At 66.5% G+C, this 22,661-nt stretch carries 19 protein-coding genes; 6 read left to right on the plus strand and 13 right to left on the minus strand.

Annotated features, from left to right (window positions below):
* Positions 1-50: 50 nt before the first annotated feature.
* Positions 51-2,444, minus strand: coding sequence for a ComEC/Rec2 family competence protein (locus tag HNQ66_RS05575; protein WP_184141706.1), 2,394 nt, complete (start codon positions 2,442-2,444; stop codon positions 51-53).
* Positions 2,445-2,751: 307 nt separating this feature from the next.
* Between HNQ66_RS05575 and gltA the strand changes: the two genes are divergently transcribed.
* Entirely contained in the window at positions 2,752-4,041 is a 1,290-nt protein-coding gene (gene gltA, locus HNQ66_RS05580; RefSeq protein ID WP_184141708.1) for a citrate synthase, read from the plus strand.
* Between the two features lie 75 nt (positions 4,042-4,116).
* On the opposite strand, the gene lipA is transcribed toward gltA, so the two are convergent.
* The 10 genes from lipA to HNQ66_RS05630 form a co-directional block, all read right to left on the minus strand.
* Positions 4,117-5,094 (minus strand): lipoyl synthase, encoded by a 978-nt coding sequence (gene lipA / locus HNQ66_RS05585; protein WP_184141710.1) that lies wholly within the window; start codon positions 5,092-5,094, stop codon positions 4,117-4,119.
* A gap of 134 nt (positions 5,095-5,228) precedes the next feature.
* A complete protein-coding gene (lpdA, locus tag HNQ66_RS05590; protein WP_184141712.1) occupies positions 5,229-6,674 on the minus strand; it encodes a dihydrolipoyl dehydrogenase in 1,446 nt (481 codons plus the stop codon).
* A gap of 55 nt (positions 6,675-6,729) precedes the next feature.
* Positions 6,730-7,371, minus strand: coding sequence for an SGNH/GDSL hydrolase family protein (locus HNQ66_RS05595; RefSeq protein ID WP_184141714.1), 642 nt, complete (start codon positions 7,369-7,371; stop codon positions 6,730-6,732).
* 15 nt (positions 7,372-7,386) lie between these two features.
* Positions 7,387-8,733 (minus strand): pyruvate dehydrogenase complex dihydrolipoamide acetyltransferase, encoded by a 1,347-nt coding sequence (locus tag HNQ66_RS05600; protein WP_184141716.1) that lies wholly within the window; start codon positions 8,731-8,733, stop codon positions 7,387-7,389.
* 15 nt (positions 8,734-8,748) lie between these two features.
* Positions 8,749-10,140, minus strand: coding sequence for a pyruvate dehydrogenase complex E1 component subunit beta (locus HNQ66_RS05605; protein ID WP_184141719.1), 1,392 nt, complete (start codon positions 10,138-10,140; stop codon positions 8,749-8,751).
* Positions 10,141-10,157: 17 nt separating this feature from the next.
* On the minus strand, positions 10,158-11,204 hold the full coding sequence (gene pdhA, locus HNQ66_RS05610) for a pyruvate dehydrogenase (acetyl-transferring) E1 component subunit alpha (RefSeq protein ID WP_184141721.1): 1,047 nt from the start codon (positions 11,202-11,204) through the stop codon (positions 10,158-10,160).
* Between the two features lie 148 nt (positions 11,205-11,352).
* The gene (locus HNQ66_RS05615; RefSeq protein ID WP_184141723.1) at positions 11,353-11,661 is read right to left on the minus strand and encodes an FtsB family cell division protein; all 309 of its coding nucleotides are present in this window, start codon (positions 11,659-11,661) and stop codon (positions 11,353-11,355) included.
* 415 nt (positions 11,662-12,076) lie between these two features.
* Positions 12,077-13,351, minus strand: coding sequence for a phosphopyruvate hydratase (eno, locus tag HNQ66_RS05620; RefSeq protein ID WP_184141725.1), 1,275 nt, complete (start codon positions 13,349-13,351; stop codon positions 12,077-12,079).
* Between the two features lie 93 nt (positions 13,352-13,444).
* Positions 13,445-14,284: a 3-deoxy-8-phosphooctulonate synthase gene (gene kdsA / locus HNQ66_RS05625; RefSeq protein WP_184141727.1), complete on the minus strand. Its 840-nt coding sequence runs from the start codon at positions 14,282-14,284 to the stop codon at positions 13,445-13,447.
* A gap of 4 nt (positions 14,285-14,288) precedes the next feature.
* Positions 14,289-15,182: a VOC family protein gene (locus HNQ66_RS05630; protein ID WP_184141729.1), complete on the minus strand. Its 894-nt coding sequence runs from the start codon at positions 15,180-15,182 to the stop codon at positions 14,289-14,291.
* 130 nt (positions 15,183-15,312) lie between these two features.
* Between HNQ66_RS05630 and HNQ66_RS05635 the strand changes: the two genes are divergently transcribed.
* The 3 genes from HNQ66_RS05635 to HNQ66_RS05645 all read left to right on the plus strand — a co-directional run bounded on the left by HNQ66_RS05635 (position 15,313) and on the right by HNQ66_RS05645 (position 18,809).
* Positions 15,313-16,566 carry an NAD(P)/FAD-dependent oxidoreductase gene (locus HNQ66_RS05635; RefSeq protein WP_184141731.1) on the plus strand — a complete coding sequence of 418 codons (1,254 nt, stop codon included), beginning with the start codon at positions 15,313-15,315 and terminating at the stop codon, positions 16,564-16,566.
* A 99-nt stretch (positions 16,567-16,665) separates the two neighbouring features.
* Positions 16,666-17,406 (plus strand): metallophosphoesterase family protein, encoded by a 741-nt coding sequence (locus HNQ66_RS05640; RefSeq protein WP_184141734.1) that lies wholly within the window; start codon positions 16,666-16,668, stop codon positions 17,404-17,406.
* Positions 17,406-18,809: a serine/threonine protein kinase gene (locus HNQ66_RS05645; protein WP_184141736.1), complete on the plus strand. Its 1,404-nt coding sequence runs from the start codon at positions 17,406-17,408 to the stop codon at positions 18,807-18,809. The genes HNQ66_RS05640 and HNQ66_RS05645 overlap by 1 nt, the downstream gene beginning before the upstream one ends.
* A 3-nt stretch (positions 18,810-18,812) precedes the next feature.
* Here the strand turns inward: HNQ66_RS05645 and HNQ66_RS05650 are convergent, their stop codons facing one another.
* Positions 18,813-19,757, minus strand: coding sequence for a GlxA family transcriptional regulator (locus HNQ66_RS05650; protein WP_184141738.1), 945 nt, complete (start codon positions 19,755-19,757; stop codon positions 18,813-18,815).
* Between the two features lie 101 nt (positions 19,758-19,858).
* On the opposite strand from HNQ66_RS05650, the gene HNQ66_RS05655 reads away from it, so the two are divergent.
* Together HNQ66_RS05655 and HNQ66_RS05660 are read left to right on the plus strand one after the other, a co-directional pair.
* The gene (locus HNQ66_RS05655) at positions 19,859-20,404 is read left to right on the plus strand and encodes a cysteine hydrolase family protein (RefSeq protein ID WP_184141740.1); all 546 of its coding nucleotides are present in this window, start codon (positions 19,859-19,861) and stop codon (positions 20,402-20,404) included.
* A 151-nt stretch (positions 20,405-20,555) separates the two neighbouring features.
* Positions 20,556-21,707 carry a ceramide glucosyltransferase gene (locus tag HNQ66_RS05660; protein WP_184141742.1) on the plus strand — a complete coding sequence of 384 codons (1,152 nt, stop codon included), beginning with the start codon at positions 20,556-20,558 and terminating at the stop codon, positions 21,705-21,707.
* A 60-nt stretch (positions 21,708-21,767) separates the two neighbouring features.
* Here HNQ66_RS05660 and HNQ66_RS05665 read toward each other — a convergent pair whose 3' ends face one another.
* Entirely contained in the window at positions 21,768-22,580 is an 813-nt protein-coding gene (locus HNQ66_RS05665; RefSeq protein ID WP_184141744.1) for a ferredoxin--NADP reductase, read from the minus strand.
* Positions 22,581-22,661: the final 81 nt, after the last annotated feature.

Raw genomic sequence — 22,661 nt, forward strand, 5'->3', positions numbered from 1 at the left:
CCTCCGCCTGCTTGCTCGCCGGTGGCTCGAAGCGGCCGGTGCGCCAATCGTTAGGTGCGATGACGCGACCAGGGGCGGTCGACGCTTTCCACCGCCTGCGTGACATGGGCCTGCGCAAGGCTTGATGCTTCCGGCCCGGTCGCTGGCCCGATCTCCAGTGCGCCGGTCCGGCGCAGATGCCGCGCCGTCACCAGCCTTGCGCCGGAACGGCAGGCGTCAAGCCTCAGGGCATAGGGCACGACGACGAGGTCCGCAGCATCGCAGGCCGTGCCGAGGAAGGCCGTATCCTCCAGCGCGACGATCCGCCAGCCGCTGGGCGAGACCGCGGCGCAGAAGGCTTTCGCCTCGCAGACGAAGGCGTTGCTGCTTCTTGCTGCGGCAAGGGCGGACGCCATTGCCGGTCCTGCCTTTTCGCGGTCGGCCTTTCGGCGCGGCCTTTTGCCGGTGGCCTCGGGCTTCGAGGTGTCCTCCACGGCAAGGCCCGCGGTCCTGCGCAGGGTAGGCTTTTGCGGATCGGCGAGCCGCAGCGCCCTTCGCCATTGCGACCAGATGAAATCCGGCGGCCGCGCGCGGTTCGTCGATACGCTTTCCTTTCCCAATATGGCGACGAGCCGGCCGTCCTCCGATACGAGCACTTCGGGCGTCCGCCCATCGGTCCGGAAGGCAAGGACGAGGCCGAGAAGGACGAGCGCGGTTCCGGCATGGCGAAGCCGCGTGCGCAGGAGGCAGACGAGGCCGCCGCCGAGGGCGATCAGCAGGAAAGCGGCGAGCGGGATGCGGCCGGTGACGATCTCGCCCTTCCAGCCGGCCACCCATGCCGAGAGCGCGATCATCCATTCGATGCCCTTGCCCATGATCGCGAAGGGGATGGCATCGAGCCCGAAGGGCATCAGCAGCACGGCGGCAAGGCCGAAAGGCATGACGATGGCGCTGATGACCGGCATGGCAAGGATGTTGCCGGCAAGCCCGTAGGCCGGGATGCGGTGGAAATGGCCGACGGAATAGATGAGCGTCGAAAAACCGCCGATCAGCGAGGAGAGAAGAAGGCCGCCGAGGAAGCGGCCGGCCGCCCCGCCGAGAAGCCGGAGCCGCCCTCCCCGGCTCTCCCTGCGCACCGGCCGCTCGCGCCAGGCGGCATAGCCGGCGATGAGGCCGAGCGTCGCGGCATAGGACATCTGGAAGCCCGGATTGGTGACGGCGGACGGCGTGACGGCGAGGATGAGGATTGCCGAGAGCGCGACATTGCGCAGGCTGATGGCGGACCGGCCGAAGAGCACGGCCACCAGCATGACGCAGATCATGATCCATGAGCGCACCGCCGAGATCGCCCCGCCCGAGACGAGGATATAGAGCGTGACCATGACGAGCGCGCCGGCGGCGGCGAACTTCTTGGCGGGATAGCGCTCGGCAAAGCCGGGGATCAGCGCCATCAGCATGCGCGCGCCGACAAGGAAGGTGCCGGCCGCCAGCACCATGTTGAGCCCGGAAATGGCAAGCACATGGGCAAGGCCCGCCTGCCGCAGCGCCTCGACCGTTTGCGGGCTGATCGCCCGTTCCTCGGCCGTCACCAGCGCGGCGGCGATCGCGCCCGCATCGCCGCCGATCCGGCCGCGGATATGCTCGGTGAGGTTGTCGCGCCAGCCGGCGATCATCTGACGGAATTGCGCTTCGAGGCCGGGTTCGGAGGCGGCTGCCGCCTGCGGCGCGCGGTAGAAATAGCCGACCGCGCCGGTTCCCGCGAAATAGGCGTCGAAGGCGAAATCGTTGAGGCCGGCGAGCGCGGGCCCCGAGGGCGGGCTGAGGCGGGCCCGCCCGGCAATGCCGCTGCCGATGGGGATCGGCTCGTGGCGGCTTCGGGCAAGGACCGTCACGATGCCCGGCTGGCGCTTCAGCACCGGATCCGCCGTGCGCTCCAGCGCGACGCGGTAGCGGATCGCCCCGCGTCCGTCGGCTTCGCGCGACAGCACGCGCCCGGTGATCTGCGTGGTGACCGGCGCGTCGAGGAGAACGGTGTCGAGCCGGGCGCTTTCGGCCGCGGCAAGCAGCATGCCCACCGGCACGAGGAACGCCGCCCCCGCCGCAAGCGCCGCCCAGTCCTCCCGATGGCGCAGGCGCAGCGCCGGCCAGAGCGCGGCGCAGGCGAAAAGGAGGATCGTCGGGAGCGAGGGATCGGAAGCCGCCGAAAACCAGAGGCCCGCGCCGATGCCGAGGAAGACCGGGACGAAGAGGAAGAAGTGCCCGTGCGCCCTTTCCCGTGCAAAGGCGTCCGCCACCGCCTCGCGCCCTGCAAGGCGAAGCGAAAGGCGAAGCAAGGCCCGCCGCAGGAAAGCCGGCACGGTTCGCGCGGGCGCCTGCACAGGCAGCGGGGCGGCGTCGGCCGGCAGGTCCCGCCAGGCGAGCGCCTCGGGCATGTCCCGCCGGTCTGCGATTTTCCCTTCGGCCATGATCCCGGCCCCACCGTTTACCCCGCCACTGTGCAACCGAAAGGCGGGAACTTCAATCCCGGGTTGGCGCGCCAGATACTAAGCCAGACAGAAAGGATGCCACCTCCGCAATATGGTGGGCACGCGCAAAGGTTGCTTGCAACTTCGCCGAAAGGGTAGATATTGCGTTGCCGGAAAACCCGTTTCCGCATTGCACAATTTGCCTTTCGTCTTGCTTGGCAGGGCATGGCAAATGGGCTAGCAGATTCAACGTGTGCATGACTGCGGCACGATATCGTGCCACCATTCGAAACAACGGAGAAACGTGATGACAGAAACAAAAGCGGACGTATCGATCGGTGGCAAGACAGTCGAACTGCCGACGCGCTCCGGCACGATCGGTCCCGATGTGATCGACATCGGCACGCTCTACAAGAACACCGGCGCCTTCACCTACGACCCGGGCTTCACGTCCACCGCCTCGTGCGAATCGAAGATCACCTATATCGACGGCGACGAGGGCGTGCTCCTTCACCGCGGCTACCCGATCGAGCAGCTTGCCGAGCACGGCGACTTCCTCGAAGTCTGCTACCTTCTGTTGTACGGCGAACTGCCGACCAAGACGCAGAAGGACGACTTCGACTATCGCGTGACGCACCACACCATGGTGCACGAGCAGATGTCGAAGTTCTTCACCGGCTTCCGCCGCGACGCCCACCCGATGGCCGTCATGTGCGGCGTCGTCGGCGCGCTTTCGGCCTTCTACCACGACTCCACCGACATCACCGACCCGCACCAGCGCATGGTCGCCTCGCTGCGCATGATCGCCAAGATGCCGACCATCGCCGCCATGGCCTACAAGTACCATATCGGCCAGCCCTTCGTTTACCCGAAGAACGACCTCGACTATGCGTCGAACTTCCTGCGCATGTGCTTTGCCGTGCCTTGCGAGGAATACACGGCGAACCCGGTCCTCTCGCGCGCCATGGACCGCATCTTCATCCTGCACGCCGACCACGAGCAGAACGCCTCGACCTCGACCGTGCGCCTTGCCGGCTCCTCGGGCGCCAACCCGTTCGCGTGCATTGCGGCCGGCATCGCCTGCCTCTGGGGCCCGGCCCATGGCGGCGCCAACGAAGCGGCGCTCAACATGCTCGCCGAGATCGGCTCGGTGGACCGCATTCCGGAATATATCGCCAAGGCCAAGGACAAGAACGACCCGTTCCGCCTGATGGGCTTCGGCCACCGCGTCTACAAGCACTATGACCCGCGCGCGCGCATCATGCAGAAGACGACGCACGAGGTTCTCGGCGAGCTCGGCATCAAGGACGATCCGATGCTGGAAGTCGCGATGGAACTGGAGCGCATCGCGCTGACGGACGACTACTTCATCGAGAAGAAGCTCTATCCGAACATCGACTTCTACTCCGGCATCACGCTGAAGGCGCTGGGCTTCCCCACCACCATGTTCACCGTGCTCTTCGCGCTCGCCCGCACGGTCGGCTGGATCGCCCAGTGGAACGAGATGATCGAGGACCCGGAACAGCGCATCGGCCGCCCGCGCCAGCTCTATGTCGGCGCACCGAAGCGCGACTACGTGCCGGTCTCCAAGCGCTGATAGAAACGGCTTGCAAACAAAAACCCCGCCATCCGAAAGGACGGCGGGGTTTTTCGTTGGAAGGAAGAAGGCCGCCTATTCGGCGGCGGCAAGCAGCTTGCGCTCGCGGGCGGCGCGCAGGCGGGCGAAATCGTCGCCGGCATGGTGCGAGGAGCGCGTCAGCGGGCTCGAGGAGACCATCAGGAAGCCCTTGGTATAGGCGACGGTCTCGTAGGACTTGAACTCTTCCGGCGTCACGAAGCGGTCCACCTTATGGTGCTTGCGGGTCGGCTGGAGATACTGGCCGATGGTCAGGAAGTCGACGTCGGCGGTGCGAAGGTCGTCCATGAGCTGGAGCACTTCGTTGCGCTCCTCGCCGAGGCCCACCATGATGCCCGACTTGGTGAACATGGTCGGGTCCAGTTCCTTCACGCGCTGCAGGAGGCGCAGGGAATGGAAATAGCGCGCACCGGGGCGCACGGTCAGGTAATTGCCCGGCACGGTCTCCAGATTGTGGTTGAAGACGTCGGGCTTGGCGGCGACGACACGCTCCAGCGCGCCCGGCTTCTTCAGGAAGTCGGGGGTGAGGATTTCGATCGTCGTGGAGGGGGATGCCGCGCGGATCGCGAAGATCACCTTCTCGAAATGCTCGGCCCCGCCGTCATCGAGGTCGTCGCGGTCGACGGAGGTGATGACGACGTGGGAGAGGCCCATCTGCCGGACGGCCTTGGCGACGTTCTCCGGCTCTTCCATGTCGAGCGCGTTCGGCTTGCCCGTCGCCACGTTGCAGAAGGCGCAGGCGCGCGTACAGATCTCGCCCATGATCATGAAGGTCGCGTGCTTCTTGTCCCAGCACTCGCCGATGTTCGGGCAGCCCGCCTCCTCGCACACCGTCACCAGCTTGTGGGAGCGCACGAGGTCGCGCGTTTCCTGGTAGCCCTTGGAGACCGGCGCCTTGACGCGGATCCATTCCGGCTTGCGCAGGACTTCCGTATCCGGCCGGTGGGCCTTTTCCGGATGGCGCACGCGCTGGGCGTCGGGGGCAGGATTGGTGCGGTCGAGAATGGTGACCATGTCTTTCCACTTTCCTCGCGGGGTTTTTCCGCCGCTTATGGATGGCCGGGCCTAGCCCGGCCATGACGAAAGAGAGGTTTGCTGCATTTTTCAGCAGCAGAGCCCGCCTCATGTGGAGGCGGGCCTTAGCACGTTCAAGCGTTCAGTGCACGCCCATAGGCATCGAGAACGCTTTCCTTCATCGTTTCGGAAATCGTCGGATGCGGGAAGATCGTGTGCATCAGCTCTTCCTCGGTCGTCTCGAGGTTCATGGCGACGACGAAGCCCTGGATCATCTCGGTCACTTCCGCGCCCACCATGTGCGCGCCGAGAAGTTCGCCGGTCTTCTTGTCGAAGATCGTCTTGACCATGCCCTGGTCCTCGCCGAGCGCGACGGCCTTGCCGTTGCCGGCAAAGGAGAAGCGGCCGACGCGGATGTCGCGCCCTTCCGCCTTGGCCTTGGCTTCCGTGAGGCCGACGGAGGCGACCTGCGGATGGCAATAGGTGCAGCCCGGGATCTTGGACTTGTCCATCGGGTGGACGTTCGGCAGGCCGGCGATCTTCTCGATGCAGATGACGGCCTCGTGCTCGGCCTTGTGGGCAAGCATCGGCGGACCTGCGACATCGCCGATGGCGTAGATGCCCGGCACGTTCGTCTTGCCGTAGCCGTCGATGACGATGAAGCCGCGGTCGGTCTTCACGCCCAGCGCCTCAAGGCCGATATTCTCGATATTGGCCTGAACGCCGACGGCGGAGATCATGCGGTCGGCGGTGATCGTCTGCGACTTGCCGTCCTTGGTCTCGACATGGGCGGTGATGGAATTCGCGCCCTTCTCGACCTTCGTGACCTTGGCGTCGAGCAGGATCTTCATGCCCTGCTTTTCGAACTGCTTCCTGGCGAGGGCCGAGATTTCCGCGTCCTCGACCGGCATCACCTGCGGCATGACCTCGACGACCGTGACCTCGACGCCGAGGGTGCGGTAGAAGGAGGCGAACTCGATGCCGATGGCGCCCGAGCCCATGACGAGCAGCGACTTCGGCATCGCTTCCGGCTTCATCGCGTCGAAATAGGTCCAGATCAGCTTGCCGTCCGGCTCGATGCCCGGAAGCGCGCGCGGGCGAGCACCGGTGGCGACGACGATGTGCTTGGCCGTGTAGGTGCCTTCGGGAAGGACGTTCTTCGGCAGCGGCGCCTGCGGCTGCTGGATCGCCTTCGTCGTCTTGGAAACGACGATCTCGCCGGGCTTCGTCAGCCTGGCCTCGCCCCAGATGATATCGACCTTGTTCTTCTTCATCAGGAAGCCGACGCCGCCGTTCATGCGCTGGGCGATGCCGCGCGAGCGGGCGACGATGGCTTTCAGGTCCGGCGTCACGGCGCCTTCGATCTTCACGCCGTAATCGCCCGGGTGCTGGGCATAGTGGAAGATCTCGGCGGAGCGCAGCAGCGCCTTGGTCGGGATGCAGCCCCAGTTGGAGCAGATGCCGGCGAGGTGCTCGCGCTCGACGATGGCCGTCTTCAGGCCAAGCTGCGCGGCGCGGATCGCCGCGATGTAGCCGCCCGGCCCCGAACCGATGATGATGACGTCGTAGGATTGAGCCATTGTCGTTTCCTGCCTTGTTCCTCGCACGGCATGAAGCGCCGCGCTTTTGTTTTGGTTACAGTCCGAGCATCATGCGCGCGACGGGCTCCAGCCCCTTGCCGACTGCCCGCGTGTTCGCCGCGTCGAGGTGCACGCCGTCGAGCGGCGTCGTCTTCGCCACCGAGCCCGCATCGAAGAAGCCGCAGCCGAGTTCGTCCGCAAGGTCCGCATAGAGCGTCGCCAGCATCGCCGATTGCTCGACGCCGCCGGCGAACATCGCCGCGAAGGCGGTATTCGCCGTCTCGCAAAGCTGCGGCGGCGAGACGATCAGGATCTCCGGCCCGTCCCTGTCGCCGAACGACCAGGCGTGGTGGCGCGTAAGCTCCACCAGCCGCTCCATGCCCTGCACCGCGCCGAACGCCGTCCCGCAGATCGCCGGCTTCATGTCGTTGGCGCCGAGGAACAGGATGACGAGGTCGAGCGGATCGTGGCTATGCAGGATCGTCGGCAGGATGCGCGCGCCGTTGCGGTCGCAATCGGCGAGGTGATCGTCATAGGCGGTGGTGCGGCCGTTGAGGCCCTCCGCGATCACGGTGACGTCCGGCCCGAGCGCCTTGGCGAGCACGCTCGGCCAGCGGTCCGCAAAGGCGTGCCGGTCGAGCGTTTCCGCGTTATAGCCCCAGGTCAGGCTGTCGCCGTAGCAGAGAACCGTCTTCATGGCCGCACTCCGCTATCAGACGAGCATCCCCATCGGGTTCTCGATGTAGCGCTTGAAGGCACCGAGCAGCTCGGCGCCGAGCGCACCGTCGACGCAGCGATGGTCGGTCGAAAGCGTGACCGTCATCGCGTTGACGATCTTGATCTCGCCGCCCTTGACCACCACGCGCTCCTCGCCCGCGCCGACCGCCAGGATCGTCGCATGCGGCGGGTTGACGACGGCCGCGAAGTTCTTCACGCCCATCATGCCCATGTTGGAGACCGCGGTGGTGCCGCCCTGGTACTCTTCCGGCTTCAGCTTGCGTTCCTTGGCCCGCTTGCCGAGGTCCTTCATCTCGTTGGAAATGGTGGAGAGCGTCTTGGTCTCCGCCTTGCGGATGATCGGCGTGATCAGGCCGCCCGGGATGGAGACGGCGACGCCCACATCCGCGTGCTTGTGCTTGACCATGTTGGTGTCGGTCCAGGAGACGTTGGCATCCGGCACGTCGCGCAGCGCCAGCGCCATGGCCTTGATCACCATGTCGTTGACCGAGAGCTTGTAGGCCGGCTTGTCTTCCTTGCGCGGCGCGCTGTCGTTGAGCTGGGCACGCAGCGCCAGAAGCGCATCGAGCTCCACGTCGACGGAGACGTAGAAGTGCGGGATCGTCTGCTTGGATTCCTGCAGGCGCTTGGCGATGGTCTTGCGCATGCCATCATGCGGCACGAGCTCGTAGGAGCCCTCCTCGAAGAGCTTGAGGACGGCGTCTTCCGACATGCCCTTGGGCGCTGCGGCAGGGGCCGCGGAGGCGGCAGCGGCAGCCGGGGCGGCTGCTGCGGGCTTGGCACCGCCCGAGGCAAGCGCCTTCTCGACGTCGCTCTTGACCACGCGGCCGTGCGGGCCGGAGCCGGAAACCGCCGAGATGTCGATCCCTGCTTCCCTGGCGATGCGGCGGGCGAGCGGCGAGGAGAAGAGGCCGTTGCCGACCCGCGGCGAGCTGGCAGGAGCCTGTGCCGGCGCGGAGGCCGCGGGCGCCGGAGCTGCCGCGGCAGCCGGCTTTTCGGCTTCCTTCGGCGCTTCCGCCTTCGGAGCCTCGGCCTTTGCCGCGCCGCCGGTAGCGGCCGCAGCCGCGGCGACGTCCTCGCCGTCGGCGGCGAGAACGGCGATGAGGGTGTTGACCTTCACGCCCTCCGAACCGGCCGGCACGACGATCCTGGCGACCGTGCCCTCGTCGACGGCTTCGACTTCCATCGTCGCCTTGTCGGTCTCGATCTCGGCGATGACGTCACCGGATTTCACGGTATCGCCTTCCTTGACGAGCCACTTGGAAAGGTTGCCCTCTTCCATGGTGGGCGAAAGGGCGGGCATCGTAATGTTGATCGGCATCTCCCAGCCCTCCCCTTACTTGTAGCAGACGGTTTTGACCGCCTGGACGACTTCGCCGACATTCGGCAGCGCCAGCTTTTCGAGGTTTGCGGCATAGGGCATCGGAACGTCCTTGCCGGCGATCGTCAGGATCGGCGCATCGAGATAGTCGAAGGCCTGCTGCATGACGCGGGTCGCGATCTCGGTGCCGACGGAGGACTGCGGATAGCCTTCCTCGACGGTGACGAGACGACCGGTCTTCCTGACCGATTCGACGATCGTCGGAATGTCCATCGGACGGATGGTGCGAAGGTCGATCAGCTCGACGTCGATGCCTTCCTTCTCCAGCTCGGCGACCGCCTTGACCGCATAGGTCATGCCGATGCCGAAGGAGACGATCGTCGCGTCGTTGCCCTTCTTGTGGATGCGGGCCTTGCCGATCGGCAGCACGAAATCGTCCATCTTCGGCACTTCGAAGCTCTGGCCGTAGAGGATTTCGTTTTCCAGGAAGATGACCGGGTTCGGATCGCGGATGGCCGCCTTGAGGAGGCCCTTCGCGTCGGCTGCCGTGTAGGGCATGACGACCTTGAGGCCCGGAATCTGGCTGTACCAGGCGGCATAGCACTGCGAATGCTGGGCCGCCACGCGGGCTGCCGCGCCGTTCGGGCCGCGGAAGACCATCGGCGCACCCATCTGGCCGCCGGACATGTAGAGCGTCTTGGCCGCGGAGTTGATGATCTGGTCGATCGCCTGCATGGCGAAGTTGAAGGTCATGAACTCGACGATGGGCTTGAGGCCCGTCATGGCCGCACCGACGCCGACGCCGGCAAAGCCGTGTTCGGTGATCGGCGTGTCGATGACGCGGCGGGCACCGAATTCCTGCAGGAGGCCCTGCGTGATCTTGTAGGCGCCCTGGTATTCGGCGACCTCCTCGCCCATGACGAAGACGCTCTCGTCGCGGCGCATTTCTTCCGCCATGGCATCGCGCAGCGCTTCGCGCACCGTCGTCATGACCATTTCGGTACCGGCCGGGATATCCGGATCGGCGGCGGCTTCCACCTTCGGGGCGGCCGGAACGGGCGCAGCGGCGGAACCCTGCCGGGTCGGCTTTTCGGCCTCTTCCACCTTGGGCGCCTCGGCGGGCTTTTCGGCGGTCTTGGGCGCTGCCATCGCGTCGGCGCTCTCGCCGTCTTGCAGCAGCACGGCGATCGGCGTGTTGACCTTGACGCCCTCGCTGCCGGCGGGGATCAGGATCTTGCCGATCACGCCTTCATCGACGGCTTCGACTTCCATCGTCGCCTTGTCGGTTTCGATTTCGGCGATCACGTCGCCGGACTTGACGGCGTCGCCCTCGTTCTTGACCCACTTGGAAAGCGTGCCCTCTTCCATGGTCGGAGACAGGGCGGGCATGAGGATTTCGATTGGCATTGGTGTCCCTCCCCGGATTACAGCAGGATGTCGGTGTAGAGCTCGGATGCATCCGGCTCCGGATCGGACTGCGCGAAATCGGCGCTGTCGGCGACGATGTCACGGACTTCCTTGTCGATCTGCTTCAGGTCGTCCTCGCTCGCCCACTTCCGTTCCAGAAGGCGCGCGCGCACCTGCTCGATCGGGTCGTGCTCGGAGCGCATCTTCTGCACTTCGTCCTTCGAGCGGTACTTCGCCGGGTCCGACATGGAGTGGCCGCGGTAGCGGTAGGTGAGCATTTCGAGGATGATCGGCCCCTTGCCCGAGCGGCAATGCTCGACGGCCTCGTCAGCGGCGGCCTTCACCGCGCGCACGTCCATGCCGTCGACCTGGTAGCCCGGAATGCCGAAGGAGGCGCCGCGCTGCGAGAAGTCGGTCTGGGCGGAGGCGCGCGAAACGGCCGTGCCCATGGCGTAGCGGTTGTTCTCGATGATGTAGACGACCGGCAGCTTCCAGAGCGCGGCCATGTTGAAGCTCTCGTAGACCTGGCCCTGGTTGGCCGCGCCGTCGCCGAAATAGGCGAGCGAGACGTTGTCGTTGCCGCGGTAGCGGTTGGCGAAGGCGAGGCCCGTGCCGAGCGAGACCTGCGCGCCGACGATGCCGTGGCCGCCGTAGAAGTTCTTCTCCTTGGAGAACATGTGCATGGAGCCGCCCTTGCCCTTGGAAAGGCCGCCGCGACGTCCGGTCAGTTCCGCCATCACCCCGCGCGGGCTCATGCCGCAGGCCAGCATGTGGCCGTGGTCACGGTAGCCGGTGATGACCTGGTCGCCGTCCTTCAGCGCAAGCTGCATGCCGACGACGACAGCTTCCTGGCCGATATAGAGGTGACAGAAGCCGCCGATGAAGCCCATGCCGTAGAGCTGGCCGGCTTTCTCCTCGAAACGCCGGATGAGCAGCATCTCGCGATAGGCCTTCAGATCGTCTTCCTTGGAGAAATCGGCGATGATGCCGCCGTTGAAGTCTTTCTTTGCAGGCTTTGCCGCCGTTTTGCGGCTGGACGTGGACGCGGTTTTACGCGGAGCCATTCGTACCTCCCTAGGTTTGCCTTTTGAGGAAACCATAGGGGAGAAATCCGGCCACAGCAATGCCATAAATGCATGGCTTATATTCTCGACAAGCCGCTGATTAATAAGTAATAATTACGATTAACCAGATTTGGGTTAATCGGCAATATCAGTGGAAAATGACGATTTCGTCGGCCCGGGACATGTTGAGATAGAAGCGCGCCTTTTCGTCGACCATGTCACGCTCAAGCGAGCCGTCGCTGAGAAGGGCAACCTCCTTTTCCAGGGTCTGGCGCTGGTGCACGAGCACGTCCAGACGCGTCTGGCGCTCCACTCTCTGCCGCTCGAATTCCTCCAATCCGCGCAGGCCGAATTCGCCATGGATGGAATGATAACCGAAGTAGGAAAGGAATGCGACCGTAATTACCGGAAGCGTCAGCCGGCCGAATTTCCGCTTCTTATGATGCTTGGTCCACATGCAGGTGCCCTGATACGCAATACGGATTCCACACTAGCGCCAAGGGGTTAACCGACTATTGACCATGATGGGCGGGGCGGAGAAAAAGACGGCGGCCGCGTGGGGGAGCCGGACGGGGGACGTGGCGGGTTTGGCGTGGATCCTCGGGTCAAGCCCGAGGATGACGCAGGAAGAATGGAACGACGACAGAAGGAACGGAGCCTCGTTCCGCGCCGCTGAATAGGCACACCCTCTTCTCCTCCTCTCCGTCATCTTCGGGCTTGACCCGAGGATCCACGCCACACGGCACGCGCTGAAAAGGCCCTCCGAAGCCACAAGCCCGGCGCGCCCGAAACCCCTCTCCTACCCCCGCAAAAACACGAAACCCGCACCTTGCGATGCGGGTTTCGCCGTTCTGGAAAAACTGTTTCTCCGCTCAGCCGCGCAGGATCGAGCGTCCGGCGTAGCGGGCCTGTGCGCCGAGCTGCTCCTCGATGCGGATGAGCTGGTTGTACTTGGCGGTGCGGTCGGAGCGGGCGAGCGAGCCGGTCTTGATCTGGCCGCAGTTGGTGGCGACGGCGAGGTCCGCGATGGTGGAGTCTTCCGTCTCGCCCGAGCGGTGCGACATGACGGCGGTGTAGGCTGCCTTGTGCGCGGTCTCGACGGCGTCGAGCGTCTCGGAGAGCGAGCCGATCTGGTTGACCTTGACGAGGATCGAGTTGGCGACGCCCATCTTGATGCCGTCGCGAAGGCGCGCGGAGTTCGTCACGAACAGGTCGTCGCCGACGAGCTGGGTCTTCTTGCCGATCTTGTCGGTCAGCAGCTTCCAGCCGTCCCAGTCGTCTTCAGCCATGCCGTCCTCGATCGAGAAGATCGGGTACTTGGCGGCAAGCTCGGCGAGGTATTCGGCCATGGCGCCCGGCTCCAGCGTGCGGCCTTCGCCTTCGAGAACGTACTTGCCGTCCTTGAAGAACTCGGTCGAGGCGCAGTCGAGGGCGATATGCATGTCCTCGCCCGGACGGTAGCCGGCCTTCTCGATGGACTTCATGATGAAGTCGAGCGCGGCGGGCGCGGAGGCGAGGCCCGGCGCGAAGCCGCCTTCGTCGCCGACATTGGTGTTGTGGCCGTCAGCAGCGAGCTGCTTCTTCAGCGTGTGGAAGACTTCCGAGCCCATGCGCACGGCATCGCGCACCGTCTCGGCGCCGACCGGCACGATCATGAATTCCTGGAAGTCGATCGGGTTGTCGGCATGGGCGCCACCATTGATGATGTTCATCATCGGCACCGGCAGGACGCGGGCGTTCGGGCCGCCGACATAGCGGTAGAGCGGCAGGTTGGCGGCTTCCGCGGCGGCCTTGGCGACGGCGAGCGACACGCCCAGGATGGCGTTGGCGCCGAGGCGCGCCTTGTTCGGCGTGCCGTCGAGCTCGATCATCGTCTGGTCGACCTGGATCTGGTCTTCGGCGTCGAGGCCGCCGATGGCTTCGAAGATCTCACCGTTGACGGCGGCGACGGCGTTTTCCACGCCCTTGCCGAGGTAGCGCTTGCCGCCGTCGCGCAGTTCGACCGCTTCATGCGCGCCGGTCGAGGCGCCGGACGGAACGGCCGCGCGGCCGAAGCTGCCATCCTCGAGGTGCACGTCCACTTCGACGGTGGGGTTGCCGCGGCTGTCGAGAATCTCGCGACCGATGATGTCGATGATTGCAGTCATGGATATCGTCCTGTTTCGGGGTTTGTTAATCGATTGAAATGCACTTCTAATCGACCATGCGGAAATTACAATGGCATGACGGCGTAAGGAGCCTCAGCCCTTGGCGATGTCGTCGAGGGCAATAAGCTTCTCCAGAACACGCGGCATGTCCCTCAGATGCAGCATATTGGGGCCGTCGCAAGGCGCCATGTCGGGATCTTCGTGGGTCTCGATGAACACACCGGCGACGCCGACGGCGACGGCGGCGCGAGCAAGGGTTTCGACGAAACGCCGCTCTCCTCCCGAGGTCGCTCCCTGACCGCCCGGCTGTTGCACCGAATGGGTCGCGTCGAAGATAACGGGCGCGCCGGTTTCGGCCATGATAGGCAGAGAGCGCATATCCGAGACCAGCGTATTGTAGCCGAAAGACGCGCCCCGTTCGCACAGCATGACATTCGGATTGCCGCTATGCGTGATTTTGTCGAGCACGTTTGTCATATCCCAGGGGGCAAGGAATTGCCCCTTCTTCACGTTGATCGCGCGGCCGGTCTTGGCGGCGGCGACAAGCAGGTCCGTCTGGCGCGACAGGAAAGCCGGAATCTGCAGTACGTCCACGACCTCCGCCACGACAGCGCACTGCTGCTCGCTATGGATATCCGTCAGGACCGGAATGCCGAAGGCCTTCTTCAACTCTGCGAAGACGGCGAGACCTTTTTCAAGGCCGATTCCCCGGTCGCTCGACAGCGAGGAGCGGTTCGCCTTGTCGAAGGACGATTTGTAGACGAACCCGATGCCGAGGCGATCGCAGAGTTTCACAAGGGTTTCCGCGATCATGAAGGCGTGGTCGCGGCTTTCCATCTGACAGGGGCCGGCGATCAGCGAGAGGCGTTCTGTCTGCGAGAAGGTGACCTTCTTCGGCCCTTCGCCGACGACGACGGTGGAATTGGTTTTCATCTGCTCATTCTCCAAAGACGAAGAGGACGCCCTGCCCCGGCGCCGGCGGCACGAGGAGCCGGCCGTCCCGCTCCTCGAAGGCGACGCCGCCCGCCGTCATGCGGCGGCGGCATTCTGAAAGGTCGGATACGGTGAAGACGACCGCCTGCCCCTTGAGGCCTCGGTCCGCGCCGGGCGCCGGGGCGATCCCGTAGAAACCCTGAAGGCCGGCGTCGTTCAGCACCGTGATGCGCCCGCGCGGCGTTTCGACCGACATGCCGAAGGAAAGCGCCTCGACCTCCCGCTCGTCGGCGGCCTCCTGCAGGAGGTACTGGAAATCCGTCGGGTTCTGTTCCGACAGCACCACCTCGGCAAGCCCGGTCACGCCGTTCTCGTGCGCTTCGAGCGCCTTGCGGTCGGCCGGCAGCGGCACGACGCGCTGCGAGGCGAAGAAGAAGAAATCGGGGCTGCGCAGGTCCGCGGCGAAGGCGAGCCGGAAGCTGCCCGTTGCCGACGTGCCGTCCGGCAGCAGCATGTCGCGCGAGAATTCCAGCACCGGGCCGCCGGAAAGGCCGGCCGCCGCATAGCGCTGGTCGTCGCCCCACGCATCGTCCGTCGCCATGGCGACGGCGGAAAAGCCCTCGAGGCCGCGGCGGAAGCGGAAGGCCTGGTCGCGCGCGACGAAGACGTTGCCCGCCCGCGCGGCCTCCTCGCATTCCTCGCGATTGGCGATGCCGAGCGGTTCGAGATAGCTGCCGTCGGCAAGGAACACGCAACAGTTTTCCGTGCCGAACGGGTGGCGCGCGTCCTTCGCGACGGTGAAGCCGAGCGCGGTCAGCCGTTCGCGCGCAAGCCCGAGTTCGGACACCGGCAGCACCAGATGGTCGATCGGGCGAGGCGTTCTCGAACGTGCGGTCATGGGCGAAATCCGGTCGTGTTTCGGGCGCCTCGTGCTTTGCATGCTTTCGCCCCGCAATGCAAGCGCCGGCGGCCTGCACGCCCGGCGCGGGAACTTTTCCGCTCCTGTGCCGTTGCCGGAATCCTTTCGCATGGAGAGCCTCATTCCCACATCCCGCGACATCACGCGCCAGCGCGACCTGCATGAATCCCGCCCGCTCTGGGCCGATTCGCCGCGCATCTCCGTCCGCGCCCGGCCGAAGCCGTCGGCCGGAAGCTACGACGTCGTCATCGTCGGCGCGGGCATCTCGGGTGCGCTCGCCGCCCATGCGCTTGCCGACGGGCGCCGCTCGGTGCTGGTGGTCGACCGCCGCCCGCCGGTGCGCGGCAGCACGCTCGCCAGCACCGCGATGATCCAGCACGAGATCGACGTGCCGCTGCACCGGCTCTCCGTCATGATCGGCAGTGCCCGGGCCGCTCGGGCCTGGCAACGCTCGGCCCGCGCCGTCGAGAGGCTGTCCGAGATCGCCGCCGACCTCGATCTTTCCTGCGGCTTCGAGCGCAAGAAGACGCTGTTCCTCGCCGGCAACGCCTATGGCGGCCGCGCCCTGCGCACGGAGACGAAGGCACGGCACGAGGCCGGCATCGCCGCCGAATTCCTCGATGCGCGCAGCCTTTCCGAGGGCTACGGCATCGGGCGCACCGGCGCGATCCTTTCCGACGTCTCCGCCTCGGCCAACCCCGCGCAGATGGCCGCCGGCATCCTGCGCGCCGCCGTGGCGCACGGGGCGGAGCTCGTCAGCCCGCTGGAGATCACCGACATCCGGAGCTCCGATAGCGGCGTGTTCCTCGCGACGGCCGGCGGCCATATCCTTTCCGCCCGCCACGCGGTCTTCTGCTCGGGCTACGAGTTCCTGGAAGCCGTCGCCGACGCCTCGCACGCCATCGTCTCCACCTGGGCGCTCGCCACGCCGCCCGGCACGACCCTGCCCGACTGGCTGAAGGACTGCATCGTCTGGGAGGGCGCCGATCCCTATCTCTACCTGCGGCGCACCCGCGACGGCAGGCTGATTGCCGGCGGCGAGGACGAGGAAAGCGCGACGGCCTTCGCCTCGGCCGAGAAGCTCAAGCGCAAGACGCGCACCATCCGCCGCAAGGTGGAACGGCTGCTCGGTATCTCCCTCCCCGAGCCCGACCATGCCTGGGCGGCGCCCTTCGGCACGACGCGCACCGGCCTGCCGCTGATCGGCCGCGTCCCCGGCCTCGACAATGTCTTCGCCGTCATGGGCTTCGGCGGCAACGGCATCACCTTCAGTCAGATCGCGGCCGAGATCGTCGCCGCGGAGATCGCCGGCCACGGCGACGGCGATGCCGACCTCTTCGCCTTCCCGCCGCGCAGGTCCTGACGAAGCGCAAGGCGGGCAACGCGATATTCCCCTTCCGTTGAATGGCTGGGGCGGGCAAGGCGCGCTATGGTCTGGTCAATCTTGCGAAGATGAACCGCCATGCTCGTTGCCGTCCTCTCCGATATCCACGCCAACCGCGAAGCCTTCGAGGCGGTGCTCGCCGCCGCCGAGGCGGCCGGCGCGGAGCGCTTCGTGCTGCTCGGCGATATCGTCGGCTACGGCGCGGACCCGGAATGGTGCGCGGAGCGAGCGATGGCGCTTGCCGTGCAGGGCGCCATCGTACTGCGCGGCAACCACGACGAGGCCGTCGGCAATCCGTCCGTCTCGATGAACCCGACCGCCACGCTGGCGCTCGAATGGACCCGCCGCCAACTCGGCGCCGAGACGCGCGCCTTCCTCGCCGCGCTTCCCCTCGAGGCGCGGGAGGGCGACTGCCTCTTCGTCCATGCCGATGCCAGCGCCCCGGCCGACTGGAACTATGTGCTGGATGCCGACGACGCCGACCGGCACCTTGCCGCCTGCAGCGCGCGCGTCAGCTTCTGCGGCCATGTGCACAAGCCCGCGCTCTACTGCACGGCGCCCGGCGGCAGGATCACGCCGTTCGTTCCCGTCGCCGCCACGCCCGTGCCGCTCCTGCCGCAGCGCCGGTGGCTCGCCGTCATGGGCGCCGTCGGCCAGCCGCGCGACGGCAACCCGGCCGCCGCCTTCGCGCTCTATGACACGGAAAACGCCGAGCTGTGCTTCCTGCGCGTCGCCTACGACGTGGAGAGGGCGGCGGAGAAAATCCGCGCGGCGGGCCTGCCGGCCTCGCTCGCCGAGCGTCTGGCGCGGGGGCGCTGATGGTCAAGGCACGGCTGAAACCAGGCGACGTCGTCGACGGCTTCCTCATCGAGGACATCGCCCATAACGGCGGGATGGCGCGTATCTGGACGGTCAGCCGGCCGGACGTCGATTTCCCGATCCTGATGAAGGTGCCGGTCATCGGCGAGGGCGACGATCCGGCCGCCATCGTCGGCTTCGAGATGGAGCAGATGATCCTGCCGCGCCTTTCCGGCCCGCACGTGCCGCGCTTCGTCGCCAACGGCGATTTCGCCACGCTCCCCTATATCGTCATGGAGCGCCTGCCCGGCACCTCGCTCTATCCGCTCCTGGAACGCCTGCCGCTGCCGCCGGAGGAGGTCGCTGCCATCGGCGCGAAGGTCGCAGTCGCGCTCGATTCGCTGCACCACCAGCACGTCGTCCATCTCGACCTGAAACCCTCCAACGTGATGTTCCGCGAGAGCGGCGAGGCCGTGCTCATCGACTACGGCCTTGCCCGCCACATCCACCTGCCGGACCTGATGGACGAGCAGTTCCGCCTGCCCTACGGCACGGCGCCCTACATGGCGCCGGAACAGGTGCTCGGCACGCGTAGCGATTTCCGCAGCGATCTCTTCGCGCTCGGGGTCATGCTCTATTTCTTCTCGACCGGCGAGCGACCGTTCGGCGATCCGCAGCGCCTCAAGGGCCTGAAGCGCCGGCTCTGGCGCGATCCTCTGCCGCCCCGCGCGCGCAACGCGGCCATCCCGCCCGCCTTGCAGGAAGTCATCCTGCGCTGCCTGGAGGTGAACCCCGCCTGGCGCTATCCGAGCGCCGCCCAGCTTGCCCTCGACCTGCAGGACCTTTCCGCCGTCAAGCTGACGGCGCGGGCGGAGAAGATGAAGCGCGATCCCTTCTCCGTCGTCGTGCGCCGCCGCTTCAACCCCGTCACCATCGAGACGGTGAAGCCCCGCGCGGCGGAGGCGCAGCTTGCGAACGCCCCCATCGTCGCCGTCGCGGTCGATCTTGCCGCCGGCGCGCCGGACCTTGCCGAGGCCATGCGCAAGACGGTGGCGCGCATCGTCGAGAACACGCCGGACGCCCGCATCGCCTGCATCAACGTCCTGAAGATCAACCGCATCGCCATCGACACCTCGCTCGACGAGGAGGGCCGCAACAAGCATGTGCTGCGCCTCGTCGCGCTGCGCACCTGGTCGACCGGCCTTCCCGCCCCCGGCGGCGGCATCACTTTCCATGTGCTGGAGGCCGTCTCGCCGGCCGATGCGATCCTCGAATATGCCCGCGAGAACCATGTCGACCACATCGTCATGGGCGCGCGGGCCGAATCGGCCATGCGCTCCATGCTCGGCAGCGTCTCCGGCGAGGTTGCCGCGCACGCGCCCTGCACCGTCACCGTGGTGCGGAGCCGGCCGGCGGCGCAATAGGGCTCAGGAGCGGAAGCGCTTGCGGTATTCGCCCGGCGTCAGCCCGACGATGCGGGCAAAGACCTTGCGGAACGCGCCGGGGTCGCTGTAGCCGACGTCGAGCGCCACGAGATCGACCGAGCGGGTGGTGAACTGCAGGATCTCCTGCGCCCGGGAGACGCGCAGGCGCTGGCAATAGTCGCTCGTCGTCAGCCCCGTCGCCTTGCGGAAGCGGCGCAGGAATGTGCGCGGCTCGAGGCCCGCCTGCGCAGCGAGCGTTTCCAGCGCCACCTCCTTCGCCTCGCTCGCCTGCAGCCAGTGCTGTACCTTCAGGATCGCCGCATCGCCATGCAGGAGGCGCGGCGAGAAGGCGCTGTAGTAGCGCTGCTCGCGCCCCGGCGGATCGGCGACGAAGCGGCGGGCGACCTCCAGCATCACGCCCGGCCCGAGGAAGCGGTCGACCAGCATCAGCCCGAGATCGACCCAGGCCATGACGCCGCCGGCCGTCACGATATCGCCGTCGTCGTTGAGAAGCCGGTCGGTGTCGACATGGACGTCGGGAAAGCGCCGCTCGAAAATCTCGGCGATCACCCAGTTCGTCGTGATGGTGCGCCCGGCAAGCAACCCTGTCTCGCCGAGGAGATAGGCGCCCGCGCAGATCGAGGCGAGCCGGACGCCCTCCCCGTGGCATTGCCGCAGCCATGCGGCGAAAGGCGCGGCATCCTCGCGGCGGATGGCGTCCCCGAGCGCTGGCGGCAGGACGAGCACCGCCGGCTTGCCGGGCGCATCGACGCCGTCCACCCGCACCGGCCGCCCCGCTTCCAGCCCCCAATGGCTGACCGCGAGCGCCGGGGCCGCCGCCCCCTTGCGTGCGGCGAGCGCCGTTGCGGCCTGGAAGAGGTCCGTCATGCCGAGCACGGCGGCCATCTGCACGCCGGGATAGAGCACAAGTCCGATTTCCGCTGCCATGTCACTTTCACCCCGGATTATGTCGATATCGCCAATGGCGAGAGATGGCAGGACCGGGGCAGAATGTCCACGACATCGAACGCCAACGGAAAGGAATTCCCATGAGCAAGCGTGCCGTCGTCATCGTCGACCTCCAGAAGGACTATCTCGGTTCGGGCCGTTTCCCGCTCGTCGGCATCGACGCGGCCGCGGCCAACGCCGCCCGCGTCGTGGAAGCCGCGCGCCGGAAGGGCGACCGGATCGTGCACGTCCACCATGTCGCCAGGGATGCCGCCTCGCCGCTCTTCGCGCCCGGAACGGACGGCATTCAGCCGATCTCGGCGGTCGCACCGCAGGAGGGTGACGCCGTCGTCGTCAAGAACTACCCGAACTCCTTCCGCGACACGACCTTGCGGGAAACCCTTCAGGCGGCCGGCATCGAGGACGTGGTGGTCGTCGGCGCGATGAGCGACGTCTGCATCGACGCCACCGCCCGCGCCGCCGCCGATCTCGGCTACGGCCTCACCGTCGTGCACGACGCCTGCGCGACGCGCGACAAGGCCTTCGGCGATTCGCGCGTGCCGGCCGCGCAGGTCCACGCCAGCATCATGGCGGCGCTGGAATTCGGCTACGGCAAGGTGACGACGACCGCCGAATTCCTCGCCTAGGCCTTCGCCTGCCCGCAAATCCGGCCGCCTCCGCCCCGGTGGGGGCGGCCGCGCTCCGCCCGTCATTCCCGTGTCATGTGACGGTGATGTTCCTTGCCGCGTGAATGGACCCGGCGCCCGCGCAAGGCGGCGCCCAGCGGAGTTTGCGTGAATGGACATGGCTCAGGCCTTCGCCCTTGCCTCGGGCGCCCTCGTTGCGACCAACCTCGCCAGCATCGTCATCGCCGGCCTGCGGCTCGACCGTGCGGGCGCGCCGCCGCCGGACCTGCGCAAGACGCCGCCTGTCTCCATCGTCGTTCCCGTGCGCGGCATCGAGAACTTTTCCGGCGAGACGCTGGAGCGCGCCTTCCGCCTTGCCTGGCCGCGCTACGAGCTCCTCTTCTGCGTCGCCCACGCCAGCGACCCGATCGTCCCGCTGATCGAGGCGGCCGCCGCCGCCCACCCACAGGTCGAGGCGCGCATCCTCGTCGGCGACGATCGCGTCGGCGCCAATCCCAAGCTGAACAACTGCGTCAAGGGCTGGCAGGCCGCGCGGCACGACTGGGTGATCCTCGCCGATTCCAACGTGCTGATGCCGCCCGACTACATCCGGCACCTGATGGGCGGCTGGCGGCGCGATTCGGGCCTCGTCTGCTCGACGCCGCTCGGCTCGCGGCCGGACGGCTTCTGGGCCGAGGTGGAATGCGCCTTCCTCAATACCCAGCAGGCGCGCTGGCAATATGCCGGCGAAGCGGTCGGCCTCGGCTTCGCGCAGGGCAAGAGCATGCTGTGGTATAAGCCGATGCTGGACGCCAATGGCGGTATCCACGCACTGAACGCCGAGATCGCCGAGGACGCCGCCTCGACCAAGCTGGTGAACCGCCTCGGCCTCAAGGTCCATCTCGTCTCGGCACCCTTCGAGCAGCCGCTCGGCCGGCGCAAAGGACGGGAGGTCTGGTCGCGCCAGTGCCGCTGGTCGCGCCTTCGCCGCGTCACCTTCCCCGGCTTCTTCGGGCCGGAAATCCTGCTCGGCGTCCTGCCGCCGCTGCTGCTGGCGCTGGCGGCGGTGCTCCTCGGCGACATGCGGCTTCTGCCCGCCGTCCTTTTCGTCCTCGCCGGCATCTACCTGCCGGAGATCGCGCTCGCCTTCGCCAAGGGCTGGCGGCTGTCGCGCTGGTCCGTGCCGGCGATGATCGTGCGCGACCTCATGATGCCCGCCATCTGGCTGCGCGCCTGGCTCGGCGGCGCCATCGACTGGCGCGGCAACACGATGACCATCGGCACGCAAGCCTGCGAACTCGAGGAAGCCCCCGCAGGCTCTTGAATACAAAGAAAAAGCCCGGCGATGCCGGGCTTTGTTCTCCTTACGGAAGGATCGCTTCGGTCAATCCACGAAGGCGCGTTCGATGACGAATTCGCCGGGCTTGCTGTTGGCGCCCTCGGTGAGGCCGGCGGCTTCGAGCAGTTCCTTGGTTTCCTTGAGCATCGCGGCCGAGCCGCAGATCATGCCGCGGTCGACGGCCGGATCGAAATGCGGAACGCCGAGATCGGCGAACATCTTGCCGTTGCGGATGAGGTCGGTGATGCGGCCCTGGAACGGATAGTCCTCGCGGGTGACGGTCGCATAGTGGCGCAGCTTGTTGCCGACGATTTCCGAGAGGAATTCGTGGTTGCGGATTTCATCCACGAGATCGAAGCCGTATTTCAGCTCGGCGACCTCGCGGCAGGTATGGGTCAGGATGACCTCGTCGAACTTCTCATAGGTCTCCGGATCGCGGATGAGGCTTGCGAACGGCGCGATGCCCGTGCCGGTGGAGAACATGTAGAGCCGCTTGCCGGGCGTCAGCGCGTCGAGCACCAGCGTGCCCGTCGGCTTCTTGCGCATCAGCACGGTATCGCCCGGCTTGATCTGCTGGAGATGCGAGGTCAGCGGGCCGTCCGGCACCTTGATCGAGAAGAATTCCAGTTCCTCGTCCCAGGCGGGGCTTGCGATCGAATAGGCGCGGTAGATCGGCTTCTCGCCGACCATCAGGCCGATCATGGCGAATTCGCCGGAGCGGAAGCGGAAGCTTTCCGGGCGCGTCATGCGGAAACGGAACAGGCGATCCGTATAGTGCTGCACGCTCGTGACCGTCTCGGCGAAAACGCCGGCGGGGACGGTTGCAACAAAATCTTCGGTCTTGGCGGGTGCGTTCATTTCGGCAGCGATCCTGAATGGGTCGGAGGATTTGACGATAGGCAGATATTACATGTTGAGCGGCAAAGGAAGGTATTGCGT

The sequence above is a fragment of the Shinella fusca genome (assembly GCF_014203155.1).
GTDB lineage: Bacteria > Pseudomonadota > Alphaproteobacteria > Rhizobiales > Rhizobiaceae > Shinella > Shinella fusca.

Excerpts from the sequence above, each read along its gene's own strand:
- HNQ66_RS05575 (WP_184141706.1), bottom strand. The coding sequence starts at position 2,444 with ATGGCCGAAGGGAAAATCGCAGACCGGCGGGACATGCCCGAGGCGCTC.
- gltA (WP_184141708.1), top strand. The coding sequence starts at position 2,752 with ATGACAGAAACAAAAGCGGACGTATCGATCGGTGGCAAGACAGTCGAA.
- lipA (WP_184141710.1), bottom strand. The coding sequence starts at position 5,094 with ATGGTCACCATTCTCGACCGCACCAATCCTGCCCCCGACGCCCAGCGC.
- lpdA (WP_184141712.1), bottom strand. The coding sequence starts at position 6,674 with ATGGCTCAATCCTACGACGTCATCATCATCGGTTCGGGGCCGGGCGGC.
- HNQ66_RS05595 (WP_184141714.1), bottom strand. The coding sequence starts at position 7,371 with ATGAAGACGGTTCTCTGCTACGGCGACAGCCTGACCTGGGGCTATAAC.
- HNQ66_RS05600 (WP_184141716.1), bottom strand. The coding sequence starts at position 8,733 with ATGCCGATCAACATTACGATGCCCGCCCTTTCGCCCACCATGGAAGAG.
- HNQ66_RS05605 (WP_184141719.1), bottom strand. The coding sequence starts at position 10,140 with ATGCCAATCGAAATCCTCATGCCCGCCCTGTCTCCGACCATGGAAGAG.
- pdhA (WP_184141721.1), bottom strand. The coding sequence starts at position 11,204 with ATGGCTCCGCGTAAAACCGCGTCCACGTCCAGCCGCAAAACGGCGGCA.
- HNQ66_RS05615 (WP_184141723.1), bottom strand. The coding sequence starts at position 11,661 with ATGTGGACCAAGCATCATAAGAAGCGGAAATTCGGCCGGCTGACGCTT.
- eno (WP_184141725.1), bottom strand. The coding sequence starts at position 13,351 with ATGACTGCAATCATCGACATCATCGGTCGCGAGATTCTCGACAGCCGC.
- kdsA (WP_184141727.1), bottom strand. The coding sequence starts at position 14,284 with ATGAAAACCAATTCCACCGTCGTCGTCGGCGAAGGGCCGAAGAAGGTC.
- HNQ66_RS05630 (WP_184141729.1), bottom strand. The coding sequence starts at position 15,182 with ATGACCGCACGTTCGAGAACGCCTCGCCCGATCGACCATCTGGTGCTG.
- HNQ66_RS05635 (WP_184141731.1), top strand. The coding sequence starts at position 15,313 with ATGGAGAGCCTCATTCCCACATCCCGCGACATCACGCGCCAGCGCGAC.
- HNQ66_RS05640 (WP_184141734.1), top strand. The coding sequence starts at position 16,666 with ATGCTCGTTGCCGTCCTCTCCGATATCCACGCCAACCGCGAAGCCTTC.
- HNQ66_RS05645 (WP_184141736.1), top strand. The coding sequence starts at position 17,406 with ATGGTCAAGGCACGGCTGAAACCAGGCGACGTCGTCGACGGCTTCCTC.
- HNQ66_RS05650 (WP_184141738.1), bottom strand. The coding sequence starts at position 19,757 with ATGGCAGCGGAAATCGGACTTGTGCTCTATCCCGGCGTGCAGATGGCC.
- HNQ66_RS05655 (WP_184141740.1), top strand. The coding sequence starts at position 19,859 with ATGAGCAAGCGTGCCGTCGTCATCGTCGACCTCCAGAAGGACTATCTC.
- HNQ66_RS05660 (WP_184141742.1), top strand. The coding sequence starts at position 20,556 with ATGGACATGGCTCAGGCCTTCGCCCTTGCCTCGGGCGCCCTCGTTGCG.
- HNQ66_RS05665 (WP_184141744.1), bottom strand. The coding sequence starts at position 22,580 with ATGAACGCACCCGCCAAGACCGAAGATTTTGTTGCAACCGTCCCCGCC.